The following is a 16,739-nucleotide window of genomic DNA, read 5'->3' on the forward strand; positions in this document are numbered from 1 at the left end:
CCTCCAGACGGCCCGGGAAGCCCTCTTCGCCGTCCGGGCTCACCCGGGACAGCCGGACGCCGTGTTCGAGCGCCTGAGCCTCCCACACGCGCTTGTCGAAGCCGCGCTCGCCGCCGTGCAGGGAGTTGGGCCCGTTGTTCGCCGCGAGCCGGTACTCCTTGCCGTCCAGCTCGAAGCGGGCGCCCGCGATCCGGTTCGCGTAACGGCCGATGGTCGCGCCGAAGCACTCCGCCTCGCCGGGCCGGTCCGTCACGCTCACGCCGCCCCGCACGGTGTCGGCCCGCTGCCCGTCCCGGTCCGGGCGCACAGCGCCCGGACCGGGCGCGAGGCCGCACCCCCCGGCCGTGACGGCACTGCCTCCGGGCCCTCACGTGCTGACCCGCGCACTGCCCCGGTGAGTGCGGACGTCGGGGGCCGGGCGGACGTTACGCCGCGTGGCGGCCCGGCCGGGTTCGTGCCGGTGCTGGACGAGCGGCCCTTGTGATCCCCGACGCGACCGGCGACAAGCGCCTCGACACCATGCACCACGTGCCGCAGACCGGACGCGTCGGCCTGCTCTTCCTCATCCCCGGCCGCCCGACGACACCGCGCGTCAATGGCCGCGCGTGCGTCCCCGCGCGCCCGGAGCTGCTCGCCCGACTCGCTCCCGTCGGCAAACCGCCGGTGACGGCGCTGGTGGTGCACGTCGAGCAGGTCCGTCCGCACTGCCCGAAGGCGCTGATGCGCGCCGGCGCCCGGCGAACGGGAGTCACTGCGCCTGCGTTACGAGTGAATTCGGACGTTTACCGCCCGCTCTGCGCCGATCGACGGGGCTTGACCCGGTCTAGGAGCCGCGGGGCCGCGGCCGCGTTCCACTCGGCCGGGCGACGCCAGGTCATGCCCGAACCGAAGCCCGGTCCTGCGGTAGGTGTTCCCAGGAGATCCCGGTGTGCCGGACGGACAGGATGCCTGGAACACCAGCCGGTCCGGATGCCGCTTGCGTGCGGGACGCCGGGTCCGGCGCCCGACGCGACGCGCCCGTGCGGGATGCGCGTAGGGCTCGCGGCGGATCGCCGGGGCTCCGCCGGTGAGGGCGGTGCACGCGTCGGCCGTGGCTTCGTCGCTCCGATCCGGGGCGGGACGGGGTGGGACGGGCGGCGGCCCGCACCCCGCTCGGCGTCAGAACCCCTGGGCCAGGCGGTGGTACGCCTGGTTCCAGCGGATCTCCTTGGCGAACTGACGGATCGTGGTGTCCGCGTCGATGAGCAGCAGCTCGGTGCCGAGGATGTCCCCGAGGTCGGCCAGCTCTTCGGTCCCGAGCGCGCCGGACAGCACGGTGTGGTGGGGCGCGCCGGCCGTCAGCCATGCCTCGGTCGAGGTGCGCAGGTTCGGCCGCGGCTGCCAGACCGCACGCGCGACCGGGAGGCGGGGCAGCGGTTCGAGGGGCTCGACCACGTCGATCTCGTTGACGACCATCCGGAACCGGTCGCCCATGTCGGCCAGTCCGACCACGACGGCGGGGCCGGTCCGGGCGTCGAAGACGAGGCGGACGGGGTCCTCTCGTCCGCCGATGCCCAGCGGATGGACCTCGCAGGACGGTACGTCCGACGCGATGGTCGGGCAGACCTCCAGCATGTGCGCGCCGAGGATCAGTTCCCGCCCCGGCTCCAGGTGGTAGGTGTAGTCCTCCATGAACGAGGTGCCTCCCGGCAGCCCGGCGGACATCGCCTTCAGCGTCCGCAGCAGGGCGGAGGTCTTCCAGTCGCCCTCGCCGCCGAACCCGTAGCCGTCGGCCATCAGCCGCTGCACCGCCAGGCCCGGCAGCTGGCGGAGCCCGCCGAGATCCTCGAAGTTGGTGGTGAAGGCGTGGAAGCCGCCGCCCGCCAGGAAGCCGCGCAGGCCCAGCTCGATACGGGCGGCGTAACGCAGTGCGTCGTGCCGGTCCCCGTCCGCGCGGAGCTCGGGCGCGAGACGGTAGGTGCCCTCGTACTCCTCGACCAGTTCGGTGACGTCCGCGTCGGTGGCCGCGTCGACCGCCTCGGCCAGGTCGTTGACGCCGTAGGTGTTGACCGAGACGCCGAAGCGGAGCTGGGCCTCGACCTTGTCGCCCTCGGTCACGGCGACATCGCGCATGTTGTCGCCGAACCGCGCCAGTTTGAGGCCGCGCAGCTCGGCGCAGCCGACGGCGGCCCGGGCCCAGGAGATGATCCGGGCGGCGACCGAGGGATCGCCGACGTGCCCGGCGACGGTTTTGCGTGCGACGCCGAGGCGCGACTGGATGTACCCGAACTCGCGGTCACCGTGGGCCGCTTGGTTCAGGTTCATGAAGTCCATGTCGATCGATGCCCAGGGCAGTGCGGCATTGGCCTGGGTGTGCAGGTGGAGCAGCGGCTTGCGCAGTGCGTCCAGGCCCGAGATCCACATCTTCGCCGGGGAGAAGGTGTGCATCCATGTGATCAGGCCGATGCAGGCGTCGTCGGCATTGGCGTCCAGGCAGACCCGCCGGATCACGCCGGCGTCGGTGAGCACCGGTTTCCAGACGATGTCCACCGGCATGCCGCAGGAGCCGCCGAGTGCGTCGGCGATGCGGCGGGACTGCTCGGCGACCTGACGCAGGGTGTCGTCACCGTAGAGCGCTTGGCTGCCGGTCAGGAACCAGACCTCGCGGCCCTCGATTGCCTTCAGTGCCTTCATGGGGGGCGGGTGTCTCCTTAGCGGACAGCGGGCCGCTGGCCGTACACGGTCCGGTAGCGGTGGTTGAGGCGGTCGATGTCGTCCTGCGCTATCGACAGGGGTTCGCCGAGCTGGCGGGAGATGTGGACGGTGCGGGCGACGTCCTCGCACATCACTGCGGCTTTGACGGCGGCCTCGGCGTCCTTGCCGATGGTGAAGACGCCATGGCTCTTCATCAGGACGGCGGGTGAGCGGTGGCCCCGGAGGGTCCCGACGATGCCCCGGCCGATGGAGTCGTCGCCGATCAGCGCGAAGGGGCCGACGGGGATCGCGGCGCCGAACTCGTCCGCCATGGCGGTCAGTACGCAGGGCACGGCCTCACCGCGCGCGGCCCAGGCGCTCGCGTACGTCGAATGGGTGTGGACCACTCCGCCGACCTCGGGCATGTGGCGGTAGACGTAGGCGTGCGCGGCGGTGTCCGAGGACGGGGAGTGGTCACCCTCGACCACCCTGCCGTCCAGGTCGCAGACGATCATGTTCCGGGGCGTCAGTTCGTCGTACGGGACGCCGCTCGGCTTGATGACCAGCAGGTCTTCGCCGGGGACGCGGGCGGAGACGTTGCCGGCCGTCCATACGACGAGGCCGTAGCGGACCAGCTCCTGGTGCAGTTCGCTGACCTGGCGGCGCAGCAGGTCGATCGGAGGGTTCATGGTCAGACCTCGCTCTTGTGGTCGGCGGCGGACGCAGCGGCCTCCGGATCGGCGGTCAGCGCCGCGTTGCGGAGGGCACGGAGGCGGTGGAGGAGCTTGTCGGGCCCGGTGCCGAAGTGGTCGTACAGGGCGCGGTACTCGGCGTAGAGGCGGTCGTACGCGTCGGCCCGCGCGGTATCGGGCTGGTAGGCGCCACGCCGGACCCGGCCCATGGCCGCGGCCGCGGAGCGTACGTCCGGGTGGGCGCCGGCGGCGACGGCGGCGTGGATCGCGGAGCCGAGGGCCGGGCCCTGGGCGGACTCGGCGAGGGAGACGGCGCGGCGCAGTACGTCGGCGTAGATCTGCATGAGCAGCGGGTTCTTCTTCAGTCCACCGGTCACCACGAACTCGGTGACGGGGACGCCGCCCTGCTCAAGGGCGTCGACGATGGTACGGGTACCGAAGGCGGTGGCCTCCAGCAGCGCACGGTAGATCTCCTCGGGGCGGGTGGCGAGCGTCAGGCCGACGATGACACCGGAGAGGTGGTGGTCGGCCAGGGTGGAGCGGTTGCCGTTCATCCAGTCGAGGGCGACCAGGCCGTGGCCGCCGACCGGCTGGCCGGCGATCTTGCGGGAGAGCAGCTGGTGCAGGTCCTCGCCGGCGGCTTCGGCCTCGGCCAGGTAGTTTGCGGGCACGCCCTGGCGCAGCCACCAGGCGAAGATGTCACCGACCGCGCTCTGCCCGGCCTCGTAGCCGTAGGCGCCGTCGATGATGCCGCCGTCGACGACTCCGCAGATGCCGGGGACCTCGGCGAGCACGGCACCGTTGACGACGTGGCAGGTGGAGGTGCCCATGATGGCGAGGAGCTGCCCGTTCCCGACGGCCTGGGCGGCGGGGGCGGCGACATGGGCGTCGACGTTGCCGGCGGCGACCGCGATGCCCTCGGGCAGCCCGGTCCAGGCGGCGGCCTCGGCGGTGAGGGAGCCGGCCCGGGAGCCCGGCGGGGAGAGCGGGTGCTCGAGGCGGGTGCGCGCGAAGTCGGCGAAGCCGGGGTGCAGGGCGGCGAGGTAGTCCTCGGTCGGGTAGCGGCCGTCCTGGTGGATTCCCTTGTACCCCGCCGTGCAGGTGTTGCGGCTCTCGACGCCCGTCAGCTGCCAGACGATCCAGTCCGCGGCCTCGATCCAGCGCTCGGTGGCGGCGTAGGTCTGCGGGTCCTCTTCCAGAAGCTGGAGCGCCTTGGCGTACTGCCATTCGGCGGAGATCCTGCCGCCGTAACGGGAGATCCACTTCTCGGCGCGCAGGTGGGCGAGGTGGTTGATCCGGTCTGCCTGGCTCTGGGCGGCGTGGTGCTTCCAGAGCTTGGGCCAGGCGTGCGGGCGCACGCCCAGCGCGGTCTCGGCGAGGGGGGTGCCGTCGGCCCGCACGGGCAGGACGGTGCAGGCGGTGAAGTCGGTGGCGATGCCGATGACGGTAGCCGGGTCTATGCCGCTCGCGGCCACCGCGGCGGGGACGGCGGTGCGCAGCACCTCGCGCCAGTCCTCGGGATGCTGCAGGGCCCAGTCCGGCGGCAGGGGCCGCCCCGTGGTGGGGAGTTGGTGTTCGATGACGCCGTGGGGATAGGCGTGGACGGCGGAACCGACCTCTTCACCGTCGCGTACGCGGACCACCACGGCCCGGCCGGAGAGCGTGCCGAAGTCGACACCCACGACATGGCTCTCCGCGGTCTGGGTGGGTGGGGTCACGGTCACTTCACATCCTTCGTACGGAGCGCCGGGAGGGCGGAGGGGCACCGGCCGGCCCGACCCGTCCGGCGATTGTTAGCGTTAACATTCGACGTGTCAAGGGAGGCTGCGAGCCGGCGGTCTCGGCCCGCGCGACGGTGAGCCCCGTCAGCCGGCCCTCCGCTCGCTCCGCCGGGCGCGCACATGTCACCGCCCGGCCCCGGCCGGGTGTGGTGAACAGCCGCGAAGGCGATCACCAGCACCACCACATCGATCAGCGCGCCCGGCGGGACGAACAGGCCCCGGGCAGCGGGATCCGGGTCTGGGCGCAGGCCGTACCGGCCGGGCCGGCGCGGGAGTTCGAGTCGGTGCCGATCGGGTGGCAGAGGCCACGGGCCGGGAACAAGAGGGCCGTCTGCCGCTGCACGGCGTCGGGCCGGCCCTCCCCGCAGCTGAGCCCGGACCGTCCTCGGCGGACTGCTGACTAACTGCGTGCCACTGGGCCCGCGCTGCGGCGCAACACCATCTCCGGGGAGATCAGTACGTGGCTGCGGGCATGACCGACCCCTGTCAGCTCTTCCACCAGCAGTTCGAGGGCCCGGCGTCCCAGCTCGCCGAAGTCCTGGCGCACGGTGGTCAGCGGCGGGGCGAAGTACGCGGCTTCCGGGATGTCGTCGAACCCGACCACGCTGATGTCGCGCGGAATCGCGCGGCCCGCCTCGTGGAACGCCCGGAGGAGACCGAGGGCCATGTGGTCGTTGGCGCAGAAGACCGCTGTGACGAGGGGATCCTCGGCGATCCGCAGGCCGGCCTCGTACCCGGACCTCGCGCTCCAGTCGCCGCTCTGCACCTGCGGCACCTCGGCGCCGCAGGTCTCCAGGGCCGTTCGCCAGCCGTCCTGCCGGGCCGTGGTCTCCAGCCAGCCGGACGGGCCGGCGACGTGGTGGACCGTCGCGTGCCCGAGGTCGAGCAGGTGCCGGGTGGCGGCCAGCGCGCCGGACTCGTTGTCCACGGCGACCATCGGCACCCGGGACCGACTGCCCGACCCGACCGCGACCACCGGCACCGCGCTGGACAGCTTCGCCACCGCGCTCACCGCCGAGGTCTGCGGGGCGATGACGACGATGCCCTCCACGCCCTGGTCGCGGAGCCGGTCCACCGCCTCCTGTACGGATCGGCTGTCCAGCGAACGCAGGCTCGCGACGCTGACGAAGTAGCCGGCACTGCGCGCGGCCTGTTCGATCCCGTCCAGCATCGACGCGGGCCCGTAGAGCGCGCTGCCGAAACTGACCACCCCGAGGGTCTGGGAGCGGCGGGTGACCAGCGCGCGAGCTGCCGAGTTGGGGCGGTAGTCCAGCTCACGGATGGCGGCGAGCACCCGGTCCCGGGTGTCGGGCCGGACGTGCGGTGCGCCGTTCAAGACCCGCGATACGGTCTGGTGGGACACACCGGCGACCCGCGCCACATCCGCCATCACGGGCTGGCGGGACTCCGGCTCAGTGCTCGCAGTTCCCACTCAAGGCCCCCTCGTCGGTCATACGGTGCGGATCGGCTGTCGGTCGGTGCCCGTGCGGGACGGCGATCGGCGTGCGGGACGGCGATCGGCGTGCGGGCCGTTCTGGGGATCCCGGCCGGTCACCCGGGCTGCGCGGACACTACGACTGTCTCATGAGTGCTCACGAGAGTGTATTTGTTCGCGATCACATGGCAATCCGGCCAAGGAACCGACTCGACCGGGGCACGCTGGTCTCCCTGGGCTTCGACGCGAACCCCGGCATGCTGACCGGCACCTCCCGCACCGGCTGGGGGCGGCGCGGCCGGGCGCCGACTTGGTGCAACCAGGCCGGCGCCGGGCTGGGCGAGAGGCCGCGGGCCGCGCCGGCGGCGGGCGTCGACGCGTGCGTGTGCCTGTGGTTTCCGGCCAGTGCCAGGAGCCCCTGAAGAGCGCCTGCCCGACGCTGTGACACGGCGCCGGGAGCGCGGACCGACGGGCCCCGCGGCAGTGGCTGAAACACCCCCTTGCCTGCCCCGCTTGGCGAGCGCGGCTGTTTGACGAACGCCTGACCGAGTAGGCGTACCTCTGTGCGTCCGCCGACGACGCCGTTGCGCCACGCGGCGTCCCCCCTCGACCCGAGGAGCACCATGACCCCGATCCTCTTCGTCTATGCCAAGGGCGGCCCTCCTCTGGAGTACGCGGTCCCGCGCATGGCCGCCCACGCCGAGGTGCACGTCCTGGCGCTCGCACCCTTGCCCCGGACCACCGAGTCGGTGTGGCTGCCCGCGTGCGCGTCGATCGCCACGGCCCCGCCGGGCGAGGGGGTGGAACCGGTCGATCTGATCTGTTCCCACGCCCGCCGCGTCGGCGCCGCGGCGGTGCTGACCCTGTCGGAGTACGCGGTGGTGGCCGTCGCCCACGCGAGTTTGCGGCTCGGTCTGCGCGGCACCGGCGAGCGGGTCGTGGGGGCGCGGGACAAGCGTCTGATGCGCCGGATCTGGCGTGACGCCGGGGTGCCCGTGCCGGGGTTCACGGAGGTCCGTGCCCCGCAGGACATCACGGCCGCTTTCCAGACCCTGAGGCCGCCGCTCCTCCTGAAGGCCGCCTGGGGCGCGGGTTCCACGGCCCATCTCACCGTGTGGGACGAGCAGCAGGCCGAGGAGGCCTGGAAGACCGGGCGCTCCGTCATGGAGGCCTCCTCCGCCCAGGGTTACGCGGAGCTGCACGCCGCGGACGACGGCGTCAGCGATTTCCTGCTGGAGGAGATCGTGACCGGAAGGGCCTCCGACTGGTTCGACGGGGCCGGTTGGGGCGACTACGTCAGCGTGGAGGGGATCGTCGCCGACGGCCGTTACCACCCGTTGTGCATCACCGGGCGGATGCCGACCGTCGCGCCGTTCACCGAGCGGGGGAGCGTGGCCCCGGCCGCCCTCCCGAACGCGTTGCAGCGCCGGATCGAGGAGGTGTCGCGCGCCGCCGTCGACGCGCTCGGGCTCGACACCTGCGCCACCCACACCGAGATCAAACTCGGTGCGGGGGGCGCCATGTGGTTGATCGAGACCGCGGCCCGCTTCGGTGGGGTGATGACCACCCGGCAGGTGGAGACCGTCTTCGGGCTCGACATGATCGGCATGCTGGTGCGCCAGTTGCTCGGCCGGGACGTCGGCTACCCGGAGCGGATGCTGACCGAGGGCGAGGGCGCCGCCGGATCGCTCGTGGTCCTCGCCGTCGACCCGGAGGGCCGGCCCTGGACCGAGCTCCCGGCCTGGGACTTCGACGCGGTCGACTGGCCCGCCCTGGTCGCGCCGGGATCCCGCGTGGAGCTGGTGCGCGAACACAGTCTCGCGCCGGGCAGCCCGGTCCCGCCGTACGAGGAGGCGGGCGGGGCCAATTCCATGGCCGCGCTGTGCTTCCTCACCGCCGAGTCCGGGCCGGCGCTGCTGGCCGACTGCGGCCGCATCCTCACGGCCCTGCCGAACGTCCTCACCGCCCCGCCCCGTCACCCCGACGGCCGCCCCACCGAGCCCTCCGCCCTGTCCGCCGACCGCTCGACGCCCGGGAGCACCGCATGACGAACGCCGGCACCGTCCCGCCCGCGCCGTCCCACCGGGGCGCCGCCGTGGACACCCTGCTCACGCTCCCCCTGTTCGAGCAGCTGGCCGGCGTGCTGGGCGGGCACCCGTACGTGAAGGTCGTCGTGGACCGGGACCAGGGACTCTGGCACGTCCTCGACAGCGCCGTGCACTCCTTCCACGTCAACTACATAGCCACGGAGATACAGGGGCTGACCCTCGAGCAGCTCGACGCCGGACTCGACCGCTTCAACCACGACGTCTACCAGGACCCCGCGCGGCGCTTCCTGCTCGGCGTCCTCTCGCTGCACTCCCGGGGCGGCACCGAGCAGGACGAGCCGTTCATGGTCCTGGAGACCACCGAGGCCGACACCATGGGCGCGGACCTGCTGATCGAGTTCCACGCCTTCGTACGGGCCCACCTCGATCCCGCCCTGGAGCTGCTGGTGAAGCCGGCGAACCACGGCCAGGAGAACGCCCTCGCGGCGGTGCCGGAGACCGTGCTGCCCCGTGCCCGGGCCCACGCGCTCTCGGCTACCGCACCCTTCGTGCCGTTGACGCTCGCCTCGGCCACCGGCCGGCTCCGCGCCTTCGCCTCGGGCGAGGAGTACCTGGCCGCCCGCGCGGACCTGACCTGGTACGACATCGTCGCCATGCCGGTGGTCCCCGACGACATCCCGCGGCTCGCGGGTCTGGTCAACGCCCTGCCCACCACACCGCTGTCGCACACGAACATGCTGGCAGCCGGCTGGGGGATCCCCAACGCCATCGTCCGCGGAGTCCTCGACACGATCGCCGACGAGAAACTGGACGGTGCCTGGGTCCGTTACGAAGTCACCGCCGACGGATTCGTCCTGGAGCGCGCCGAGGAGCCCCCGGACCTCGCCGAACCGACGTGGCACACACAGCGGGTCCGCCTCGACGCGCCGCACGTGACGGACGTGCCGCTCGTGCCGCTGTCCGCGTTACGCGCCGCCGACCGGAACCGCTACGGCACCAAAGCGGCCAACCTCGGGGAACTGCACCACGTACTGCGCCACGGATCGGGGCGGCTGACCGGCTACTACTCCGTGCCCCGGCCGCCCCGGGCCGACCTGCTCGGCCACCTGGCAGCCCGGCTGGGGATGCCCGAGGACGGCGATCTCGCCCAGTGCGCGGGCGAGTTCCTGACCCGGTACGTCCAGGCGCCGGCGGGCATCGCCGTTCCGTTCTCCGTCCAGCAGCGTTTCCTGGACTCCTCACCGGCCGTGCAGCAGAGCATCGGCAAACTGAAGATGGCACTGGAGCTGAACTCCATGGACGCCGTCGACACGGTCTGCCTCCAGTTGCAGCACTTGGTGCGCACCCTGCCGGTTCCCGAGGACCTGGTGCAGGCCCTGGACACGCAGGTGGTCGAGCACCTGGCGGGCACGGGCCGTTTCGCCGTGCGGTCCTCCTCGAACGCCGAGGACCTGCCGGGCTTCTCCGCGGCCGGGATCTACGAGTCCCACACCAAGGTCACCGACCTGCCGGGGCTGCTCGACGCCATCCGCCAGGTATGGGCCTCGTTGCTTTCCCCGCGCAGCGTGCGGCTGCGCCATCAGGCCGGCATCTCCCTGGACGACACCTACATGGGGGTGATCGTCCAGCGCTACGAGCCGTCCCCGCTCGGCGGGGTCATGGTCACCTGCAATCCGACCAACCGGGCCGACTTCCGCAACGTATACCTCAACTGCGCGCACGGGTCCACGGCCGATGTCGTCGACGGCCGGACGATGCCCCTGCAGTACCTGTACAACACGGTCGAGGGCGGTGGCCGCACGATCTCGCTGGGCGCGGCCACCGAGGACCTGGCGCAGGAGACGCGGGCCCACTTGGGCAGGCTGGCGCTGGCGGGCCGCCTGCTCCAGTCCCACTTCGCCACGGACTACACCTTCGCCGGGCCGCTGGACGTCGAATGGCTGCTCGGGCCGGGGGGCGCGCTCCACATCCTGCAACTGCGCCCGTACAGCGCCTGACCGTCCGTACTTCGCCGCGTACCGCCCACCGAAGGCAGACCCATGCCCATCTCCTTGCGTGCACGCGTGAAACGGCGCGTCCGCCCGCCCGCCGCGGTGCACCGCGTGATCCGGCTGAACAACGGGTTCCAGCTGTTGTTCAACCTGTTGTGGTGGATGCCGGTCTTCTACCAGTACCAGAAGCAGGCGGGCCTGTCGGACAGCCAGATCTTCGGCATCCAGAGCGTCTACTACGTGGCGTTCTGCCTGCTGGAGATACCCACCGGCTTCATCGCCGACCGCATCGGCCAGCGCCGCTGCATGCAACTCGGGGCGGCCGCGATGACCGCGGCGAACCTCCTCCCGGTCGCCTCGCCCTCCTTCGCGGGCTTCATGGCGCACTTCCTCGCCATCGCCGCCGCCCGCTCGCTGGTGTCCGGGGCCTCCAGCGCCTACCTGTACGAGTACCTGCACGAACACGGGGCGGACGCCCACTACGTACAGGCCGAGGGCACCGCCCGGGCACTCGGCCTCTGGGCGAAGATCGTGTGCTGGCCGCTGGTCGGTGTTCTGATGAACATCCGACACGAGGCCCCATACGTGCTGACCGCGCTCTCCGCGCTCGGTTCGCTGGCCTGCGCCGTGGCCCTCCCGGCGATCGCGGCGCCCCGCGAAGGCGCCCACCCGCCCGCGGAGCGCGTCGGGCTCCTGGACTCGGCGCGCCGGGCCGTGAAGGTACTCGCAACGTCCCGGTCCCTCGGGCCGTTGATGGTGCAGGGCGTGGCCGTGTTCACGCTCGCCCGTATCTGCCAGGTCAACCTCTTCCAACCGCTGCTCCTCGAAAAACACCTCCCCGTCGCCGACCACGGTGCGGTGCTGTCGGCGATGACGGTCGCCGAGGCCGTCGGATCGGCCAGAACCGGCTGGTTGCGCAGCAGGCTGTCCGACACCACCGCGGTGACCGTTCTCAGCGTGGTCATGGCGCTCACGCTCGCGGGCACCACACTGTCGGGAGGCCCCGGCACGATCCTGTGGCTGTGCGTGTTCGCCGCCGCGGCGGGCCTGGCGTACCCGGTGCAACGCAACCTGATCAACTCGGCCATCCCGCCGACCCCGTACCGGGCGACGCTGCTGTCGGTGGAGTCCATCGTCGACCGCGGCGTGTGCGCGCTGGTGGCGCTGGCCGTCGGCGCCTACCTGGCGGCGGACCGCCTCGACGCGCTCCTCGTGCACGCGGCGGCGGGCACCTGTCTGCTGCTGCTCGTCGTGGGCGCCGTCCTCGCACGGCTGGGCGGGGACGGGGTACGGCCGGACGCCGGCCGGCCCTGACCCGGCGGCACGACCGCGCGGGGGTGTGGCGGCGCCCGCCACGGCGGTTCAGGCGGCCGTGTCCCGGACGGCGGGATGGATGTTGCCCACACCCCTCGGGGGGCAACTGTGGTGACGGGCACCATGTGCCTCTGACCTGGGCATTCCTATGGTGTGGCGACACGGAAACGTCCCCGCAACCAGCCCGGAAGTGGTACTCATGGCCGCCTCTGCCACACCCGCCCCAACCGCCGGAAACATCAGACGCGTTGTCGCCGCCAGCCTCATCGGGACCACCATCGAGTGGTACGACTTCTTCTTGTACGGCAGCGCCGCCGCCCTGGTGTTCAACAAGCTGTTCTTCCCGACGGCCGACCCGCTGACCGGGACGCTGATCGCCTTCGTCACCTACGCCATCGGCTTCCTGGCCCGCCCGCTCGGCGGGGTGGTCTTCGGGCATTTCGGGGACAAGCTGGGGCGCAAGAAGCTGCTCGTGCTCAGCCTGCTGATGATGGGCGGCGCCACCTTCGCGATGGGGCTGCTGCCGACGTACGCGGGCATAGGCGTCGGCGCGCCGGTGCTGCTGACCGTGCTGCGGCTGGTGCAGGGGTTCGCGCTGGGCGGTGAGTGGGGCGGCGCCGTGCTGATCGTCTCCGAGCACGGCGGCGCGGAGCACCGCGGGTTCTGGGCGTCGTGGCCGCAGTCGGGCGCGCCCGGCGGGAACATGCTCGCCACCGGAGTCCTGGCGCTGCTGGCGTCCGTCCAGTCCGAGGAGGCCTTCCTCGCCTGGGGCTGGCGCGTCCCGTTCCTGCTGTCCGGCGTCCTGGTGGCCGCGGGGCTGTGGATCCGGATCTCCGTCGCGGAGTCCCCCGTCTTCCTCGCCGCGCAGGCGCGGGCGCGGCAGGAGGAGGGGACGGGCACGGAGCAGGCCGGCAAGGCGAAGGCGCCGGTGGTCGAGGTGTTCCGCAGGAGCTGGCGCGAGGTGCTGACGGCCGTCGGTACCCGGTTCGGCGAGAACATCTCGTACTACGTCCTGACCTCCTTCCTGCTCGTCTACGTCACCACCCACCTCGGGTTGCCCAAGAGCACCGCGCTGAACGCCGTGCTGATCGGCTCGGCCCTCCACTTCGTCACCATCCCCGCCTGGGGCGCGCTGTCGGACCGGATCGGCCGGCGTCCGGTGACGCTGATCGGCTCGGTGGGCATGGCCGTCTGGGCGTTCGCCTTCTTCGCGCTCGTCGACTCGCGCTCGTTCACGGTCGTCACGGCGGCGGTCACCGTCGGTCTGCTGCTGCACGGGGCGATGTACGGGCCGCAGGCGGCCTTCATCTCCGAGATGTTCGACACCAGGGTCCGCTACTCCGGTGCCTCGATGGGCTCCCAGCTCGCCTCGATCGTCGCCGGGGCACTGGCTCCGATCATCGCCGTCGAGCTGCTCAAGGACTACGGCTCCGCCCTCCCGGTATCCGTCTACCTCTGCGGTGCGGCCGTGATCACCACCATCACGGTGGCGTGCGCGAAGGAGACCCGCGGCCGCAACCTGGCGGCGGTCGGCCACGGTCGGGCGGTCCCGGGGCAGCGGACCGCGGCCGCCCGGGCGGGGCAGCCGTCCGACGCGGCCTGAGCACGGATCCGCCGTCCGATCGCGGGGACCGGCCTCCCGCGGCGGAGGCCTGCCGGGAGGGGCCGCCGGGAGGACTGTCAGCATGGGCCGCGTGAACGATGCCTCCAGCCCCCGCCCTCCCGACGGCAACCCGGTGGCGGCCGCGCTCCGCACACTGCTCGACCTGCTGGCCGAGGGCGCGCCGGCCGAGCGGTTCGCGGCGGCCGCCGGGGAGGTCCGCACCGGCGGCGCCGCCCCGGCGGACCTCGCCTTCGTCGAGGACGCCACCCGCGTCGCCCTTGACATCAGCCGGACCCTGGGTCAGCACCGGCGCCGGGAGGCGGAGTTGACCGCCCTGTTCGACACGGCCGGCGATCTGGCCGCCCTGCGCGACCTGGACGCCGTACTACGGGCGATCGTCCGGCGGGCGAGGACCCTGCTGGGCACCGACGTCGCCTACCTCACCCTCAACGACCCGGCCGTGGGCGATACGTTCATGCGCGTCACGGACGGTTCGGTCTCCGCCGCCTTCCAGCAGCTGCGCCTCGGCATGGGCGAGGGGCTCGGCGGCCTCGTCGCGCAGACGGCCCGGCCCTACGCCTCCAGCGACTACGGGTCGGACGGCCGGTTCAAGCACACCGCGGCCATCGACCGCGGCGTCGGGGAGGAGGGGCTGCGGGGCATCCTGGGCGTCCCGCTCCGGGTGGGGACGCGGGTGATCGGCGTGCTCTACGCGGCCGACCGCGCGGTCCGGGCCTTCACCCCCGACGCGGTCGCGCTGCTGTCCTCGCTCGCCGACCACGCCGCGGTGGCCATCGACGGCGCCCGGCTGCTGGAGGAGACGCGGGCCGCGCTCGTCGAGCTCAACGGGGCCAACGAGACGGTCCGCGCCCACAGCGAGACGATGCGCCTGGCCACCGAAACGCACGACCGGCTCACCGAAATCGTGCTCCGTGGCGGTGACGTGGGCGATCTCGCACGGGACGTCGCCGCCCTGCTCGGCGGCGGCATCGTAGTCCACGACGCCGACGGCACCGAACTGGCCCGGGTCGGCGCCGCCCCGCTCGCCCCGCCGGTCCAGGGGGTGGCGGACTCCCGTACGGGCGGCCGCGCCGTCGCCGTGGACGGCGCCTGGGTCTGGGCGGTCATGGCGGGCCCCGAACTCCTCGGCAGCGTCGCCCTGACCGGCCGGGCCGGACTCACCGACTCCGAACGGCGCCTGTTCGAGCGGGCGGGCCTGGTCACGGCCCTCCTGTTGCTGCTGCGGCGTTCCATAGCGGAGGCCGAGGACCGGGTGCGCGGCGAACTGCTGACCGACCTGCTCACCCCGGAGGGGGCGGGCCGGGTCCACGACGGGGCGAGCCGGCGGATCCGGGCCCGCAGGCTGGGTCTGGACCTGACCCGGCCGCACGCCGTGCTGGCGCTCCGGTGCGATCCGGGGGTACGGGCCCGGCTGGCGTCGGAGACGGCCCGCCGGGCGCGCGCCGCCCACGGCCTGTCGGGCGTGCACCAGGGGCTCGTCGTGATGGTGGTTCCGGCGGATCGTCCCGGCGACCTCGCCCGGTCGCTGGCCGCCGAGCTCGGACTCGCCCTCGGCGCCCCGGTGACGGTGGGCGCCGCCGGCCCCGCGGACCGCCCGGGCGCGCTGCCCGCCGTGTACGCGGAGGCCCTGCGGTGCGTCGAGGCCCTGCACACCCTCGGGCAGCGGGGCCGGGGCGCCGGCGTCGGCGACCTCGGGTTCCTCGGCGTGCTCCTCGGCGACCGCGCCGATGTGAGCGGTTACGTCGACCGGGTGCTGGGCCCCGTCATCGCGTACGACGCCCGGCGCGGGACCGATCTCGTCCGTACGCTGGACGCCTACTTCGCCCACGGCGCGAGCCTGTCGAAGGCGAAGGAGGCCCTGCACGTCCACGTCAACACGGTGGTGCAGCGGCTGGACCGGATCCGCCGCCTGCTCGGCGACGACTGGAACGCCCCGGCTGCGGCGTTGGAGCTCCAGCTGGCCCTGCGTCTGTACCGTCTGACCTCGTGACTCACCGGTGAGCTATGTTTGATCACGAGTGATGAGAAGGAGGCCCGTCGGTGTCATCGGGTCAGCAGGAACGCGCTCAGGCGGCCGCCATCACGCCGAGCGGGCAGGCCGCGGAGCACGAGCGCGCCCCCGCCGACCGGGTCCGGGCGCTCTTCGACGGGCACCCGCTGTCGCCCGGCCAGCGGCGCATCGCCCAGTATCTGATCGACCACCTCACCGAGGCCGCGTTCCTCTCGATCACCGAGCTCGCGGAACGGGTCGGGGTGAGTCAGCCGTCCGTGACCCGGTTCGCGGCGGCGCTGGGCTTCAGCGGCTATCCCGCCCTGCGCGAGGTGTTGCAGCCGATCGCACTGAACGCCGTCGCGGGCCATCAGGAGAGCCGGGAGCAGATCCGCCACAACGAGCTCCAAGCGGCGGTGGACGCCGAGATCGAGAACCTGGAGAACGTGCGCCGGCTGCTGGCCGACACCAACCAGATCCTGGACATCGGCCGGGACCTGGCCCGGTCGGTCCCCCTCACCGTGCTCGGCCTGCGCATCTCCGTTTCCCTGGCGGAGTACTTCGCCTACGCGGCCCGGCGCATCCACCCGGACGTACGCCTGGTGACGGGCGGGGGCAGCGTCGCCTACGACGCGCTGCTCCAGGCCCGGGCGGCGGGCGGCAGCTGGGTGCTGGCCTTCGCCATGCCGCGGCACGCGAAGGAGACCCTCGCCGCGGTGCGGACGGCCCGCAGCGCCGGACTGCGCGTCGCGCTGATCACCGATCCGACGCTGGGCCCGCTGGTGGAAGAGGCGGACGTGGTGCTCACCGCCGGCACCGGCTCGCGGCTGGTCTTCGACTCCTACGCGGCCCCCGGGGTGCTGTCGGCGGCCCTGCTGCAGGCCATGGCGGACGCGGACCCGGAGCGCACGCAAGCCCGCCTCGAAGGTTATGAGCAGGCCGCTGACCTGCACGGTTTCTTCCTTTAGAACGGAAGCCGGCCCTCCTTTTCCGGATGGAACCGTTCACGTGAGAGACGTATGAATTTTTTCATACGCTTGCTTACTCGACGGTATATATGTTTACTGAGGCGCGGCCGGAATCCACCAGATGCCGGGGAGAGCGACCCCACGCCCTCCCGAGCGAGCACCCAGCAGCGAGCGCCTCCTCCTCACGCCCGCTTCCGGGTACCCGATCCGGGCTTTCGGATCC

The 16,739-nt window shown here is 72.6% G+C and carries 11 protein-coding genes and 2 pseudogenes; 8 read left to right on the forward strand and 5 right to left on the reverse strand.

The features are described from left to right. A pseudogene (locus ACWGH1_RS16255) lies at positions 1–301 on the reverse strand (aldose epimerase family protein); the annotation flags it as partial. 96 nt (positions 302–397) lie between these two features. Between ACWGH1_RS16255 and ACWGH1_RS16260 the strand changes: the two are divergent. Next, positions 398–735, forward strand: a pseudogene (locus tag ACWGH1_RS16260) (pyridoxamine 5'-phosphate oxidase family protein); the annotation flags it as partial. Between the two features lie 423 nt (positions 736–1,158). On the opposite strand, the gene araA reads toward ACWGH1_RS16260, so the two are convergent. The 4 genes from araA to ACWGH1_RS16280 form a co-directional block, all read right to left on the reverse strand. Next, positions 1,159–2,673: an L-arabinose isomerase gene (gene araA, locus ACWGH1_RS16265; RefSeq protein ID WP_453353027.1), complete on the reverse strand. Its 1,515-nt coding sequence runs from the start codon at positions 2,671–2,673 to the stop codon at positions 1,159–1,161. Positions 2,674–2,690: 17 nt separating this feature from the next. Beyond that, the gene (locus ACWGH1_RS16270) at positions 2,691–3,362 is read right to left on the reverse strand and encodes an L-ribulose-5-phosphate 4-epimerase (protein WP_453353028.1); all 672 of its coding nucleotides are present in this window, start codon (positions 3,360–3,362) and stop codon (positions 2,691–2,693) included. A 2-nt stretch (positions 3,363–3,364) separates the two neighbouring features. Further along, positions 3,365–5,089: a ribulokinase gene (locus ACWGH1_RS16275; RefSeq protein ID WP_453353029.1), complete on the reverse strand. Its 1,725-nt coding sequence runs from the start codon at positions 5,087–5,089 to the stop codon at positions 3,365–3,367. 457 nt (positions 5,090–5,546) lie between these two features. Further along, positions 5,547–6,536: a LacI family DNA-binding transcriptional regulator gene (locus tag ACWGH1_RS16280; protein ID WP_453353035.1), complete on the reverse strand. Its 990-nt coding sequence runs from the start codon at positions 6,534–6,536 to the stop codon at positions 5,547–5,549. A 230-nt stretch (positions 6,537–6,766) separates the two neighbouring features. On the opposite strand from ACWGH1_RS16280, the gene ACWGH1_RS16285 reads away from it, so the two are divergent. The 7 genes from ACWGH1_RS16285 to ACWGH1_RS16315 all read left to right on the forward strand — a co-directional run bounded on the left by ACWGH1_RS16285 (position 6,767) and on the right by ACWGH1_RS16315 (position 16,516). Then, positions 6,767–7,003, forward strand: coding sequence for a glycoside hydrolase family 6 protein (locus ACWGH1_RS16285; protein WP_453353030.1), 237 nt, complete (start codon positions 6,767–6,769; stop codon positions 7,001–7,003). A gap of 201 nt (positions 7,004–7,204) precedes the next feature. Beyond that, the gene (locus ACWGH1_RS16290) at positions 7,205–8,629 is read left to right on the forward strand and encodes an ATP-grasp domain-containing protein (RefSeq protein ID WP_453353031.1); all 1,425 of its coding nucleotides are present in this window, start codon (positions 7,205–7,207) and stop codon (positions 8,627–8,629) included. Continuing rightward, complete coding sequence (locus ACWGH1_RS16295; protein WP_453408740.1) at positions 8,626–10,626, forward strand: PEP/pyruvate-binding domain-containing protein; 2,001 nt, start codon at positions 8,626–8,628, stop codon at positions 10,624–10,626. Before ACWGH1_RS16290 ends, ACWGH1_RS16295 begins: the two co-directional genes overlap by 4 nt. A gap of 66 nt (positions 10,627–10,692) precedes the next feature. Further along, a complete protein-coding gene (locus ACWGH1_RS16300; RefSeq protein ID WP_453353033.1) occupies positions 10,693–11,934 on the forward strand; it encodes an MFS transporter in 1,242 nt (413 codons plus the stop codon). A gap of 199 nt (positions 11,935–12,133) precedes the next feature. Then, entirely contained in the window at positions 12,134–13,537 is a 1,404-nt protein-coding gene (locus ACWGH1_RS16305; RefSeq protein ID WP_453408741.1) for an MFS transporter, read from the forward strand. Between the two features lie 82 nt (positions 13,538–13,619). Continuing rightward, on the forward strand, positions 13,620–15,548 hold the full coding sequence (locus tag ACWGH1_RS16310) for a helix-turn-helix domain-containing protein (RefSeq protein WP_453408742.1): 1,929 nt from the start codon (positions 13,620–13,622) through the stop codon (positions 15,546–15,548). Between the two features lie 50 nt (positions 15,549–15,598). Further along, positions 15,599–16,516 (forward strand): MurR/RpiR family transcriptional regulator, encoded by a 918-nt coding sequence (locus ACWGH1_RS16315; RefSeq protein WP_453354785.1) that lies wholly within the window; start codon positions 15,599–15,601, stop codon positions 16,514–16,516. Positions 16,517–16,739 lie beyond the last annotated feature (223 nt).

The sequence above is a fragment of the Streptomyces sp. NPDC054883 genome (assembly GCF_053610645.1).

What these genes read in the sequence shown, in the direction of transcription:
- araA (WP_453353027.1), bottom strand. Translation starts at nt 2,673, where the DNA reads ATGAAGGCACTGAAGGCAATCGAGGGCCGCGAGGTCTGGTTCCTGACC.
- ACWGH1_RS16270 (WP_453353028.1), bottom strand. Translation starts at nt 3,362, where the DNA reads ATGAACCCTCCGATCGACCTGCTGCGCCGCCAGGTCAGCGAACTGCAC.
- ACWGH1_RS16280 (WP_453353035.1), bottom strand. Translation starts at nt 6,536, where the DNA reads ATGGCGGATGTGGCGCGGGTCGCCGGTGTGTCCCACCAGACCGTATCG.
- ACWGH1_RS16285 (WP_453353030.1), top strand. Translation starts at nt 6,767, where the DNA reads ATGGCAATCCGGCCAAGGAACCGACTCGACCGGGGCACGCTGGTCTCC.
- ACWGH1_RS16290 (WP_453353031.1), top strand. Translation starts at nt 7,205, where the DNA reads ATGACCCCGATCCTCTTCGTCTATGCCAAGGGCGGCCCTCCTCTGGAG.
- ACWGH1_RS16295 (WP_453408740.1), top strand. Translation starts at nt 8,626, where the DNA reads ATGACGAACGCCGGCACCGTCCCGCCCGCGCCGTCCCACCGGGGCGCC.
- ACWGH1_RS16305 (WP_453408741.1), top strand. Translation starts at nt 12,134, where the DNA reads ATGGCCGCCTCTGCCACACCCGCCCCAACCGCCGGAAACATCAGACGC.
- ACWGH1_RS16310 (WP_453408742.1), top strand. Translation starts at nt 13,620, where the DNA reads ATGGGCCGCGTGAACGATGCCTCCAGCCCCCGCCCTCCCGACGGCAAC.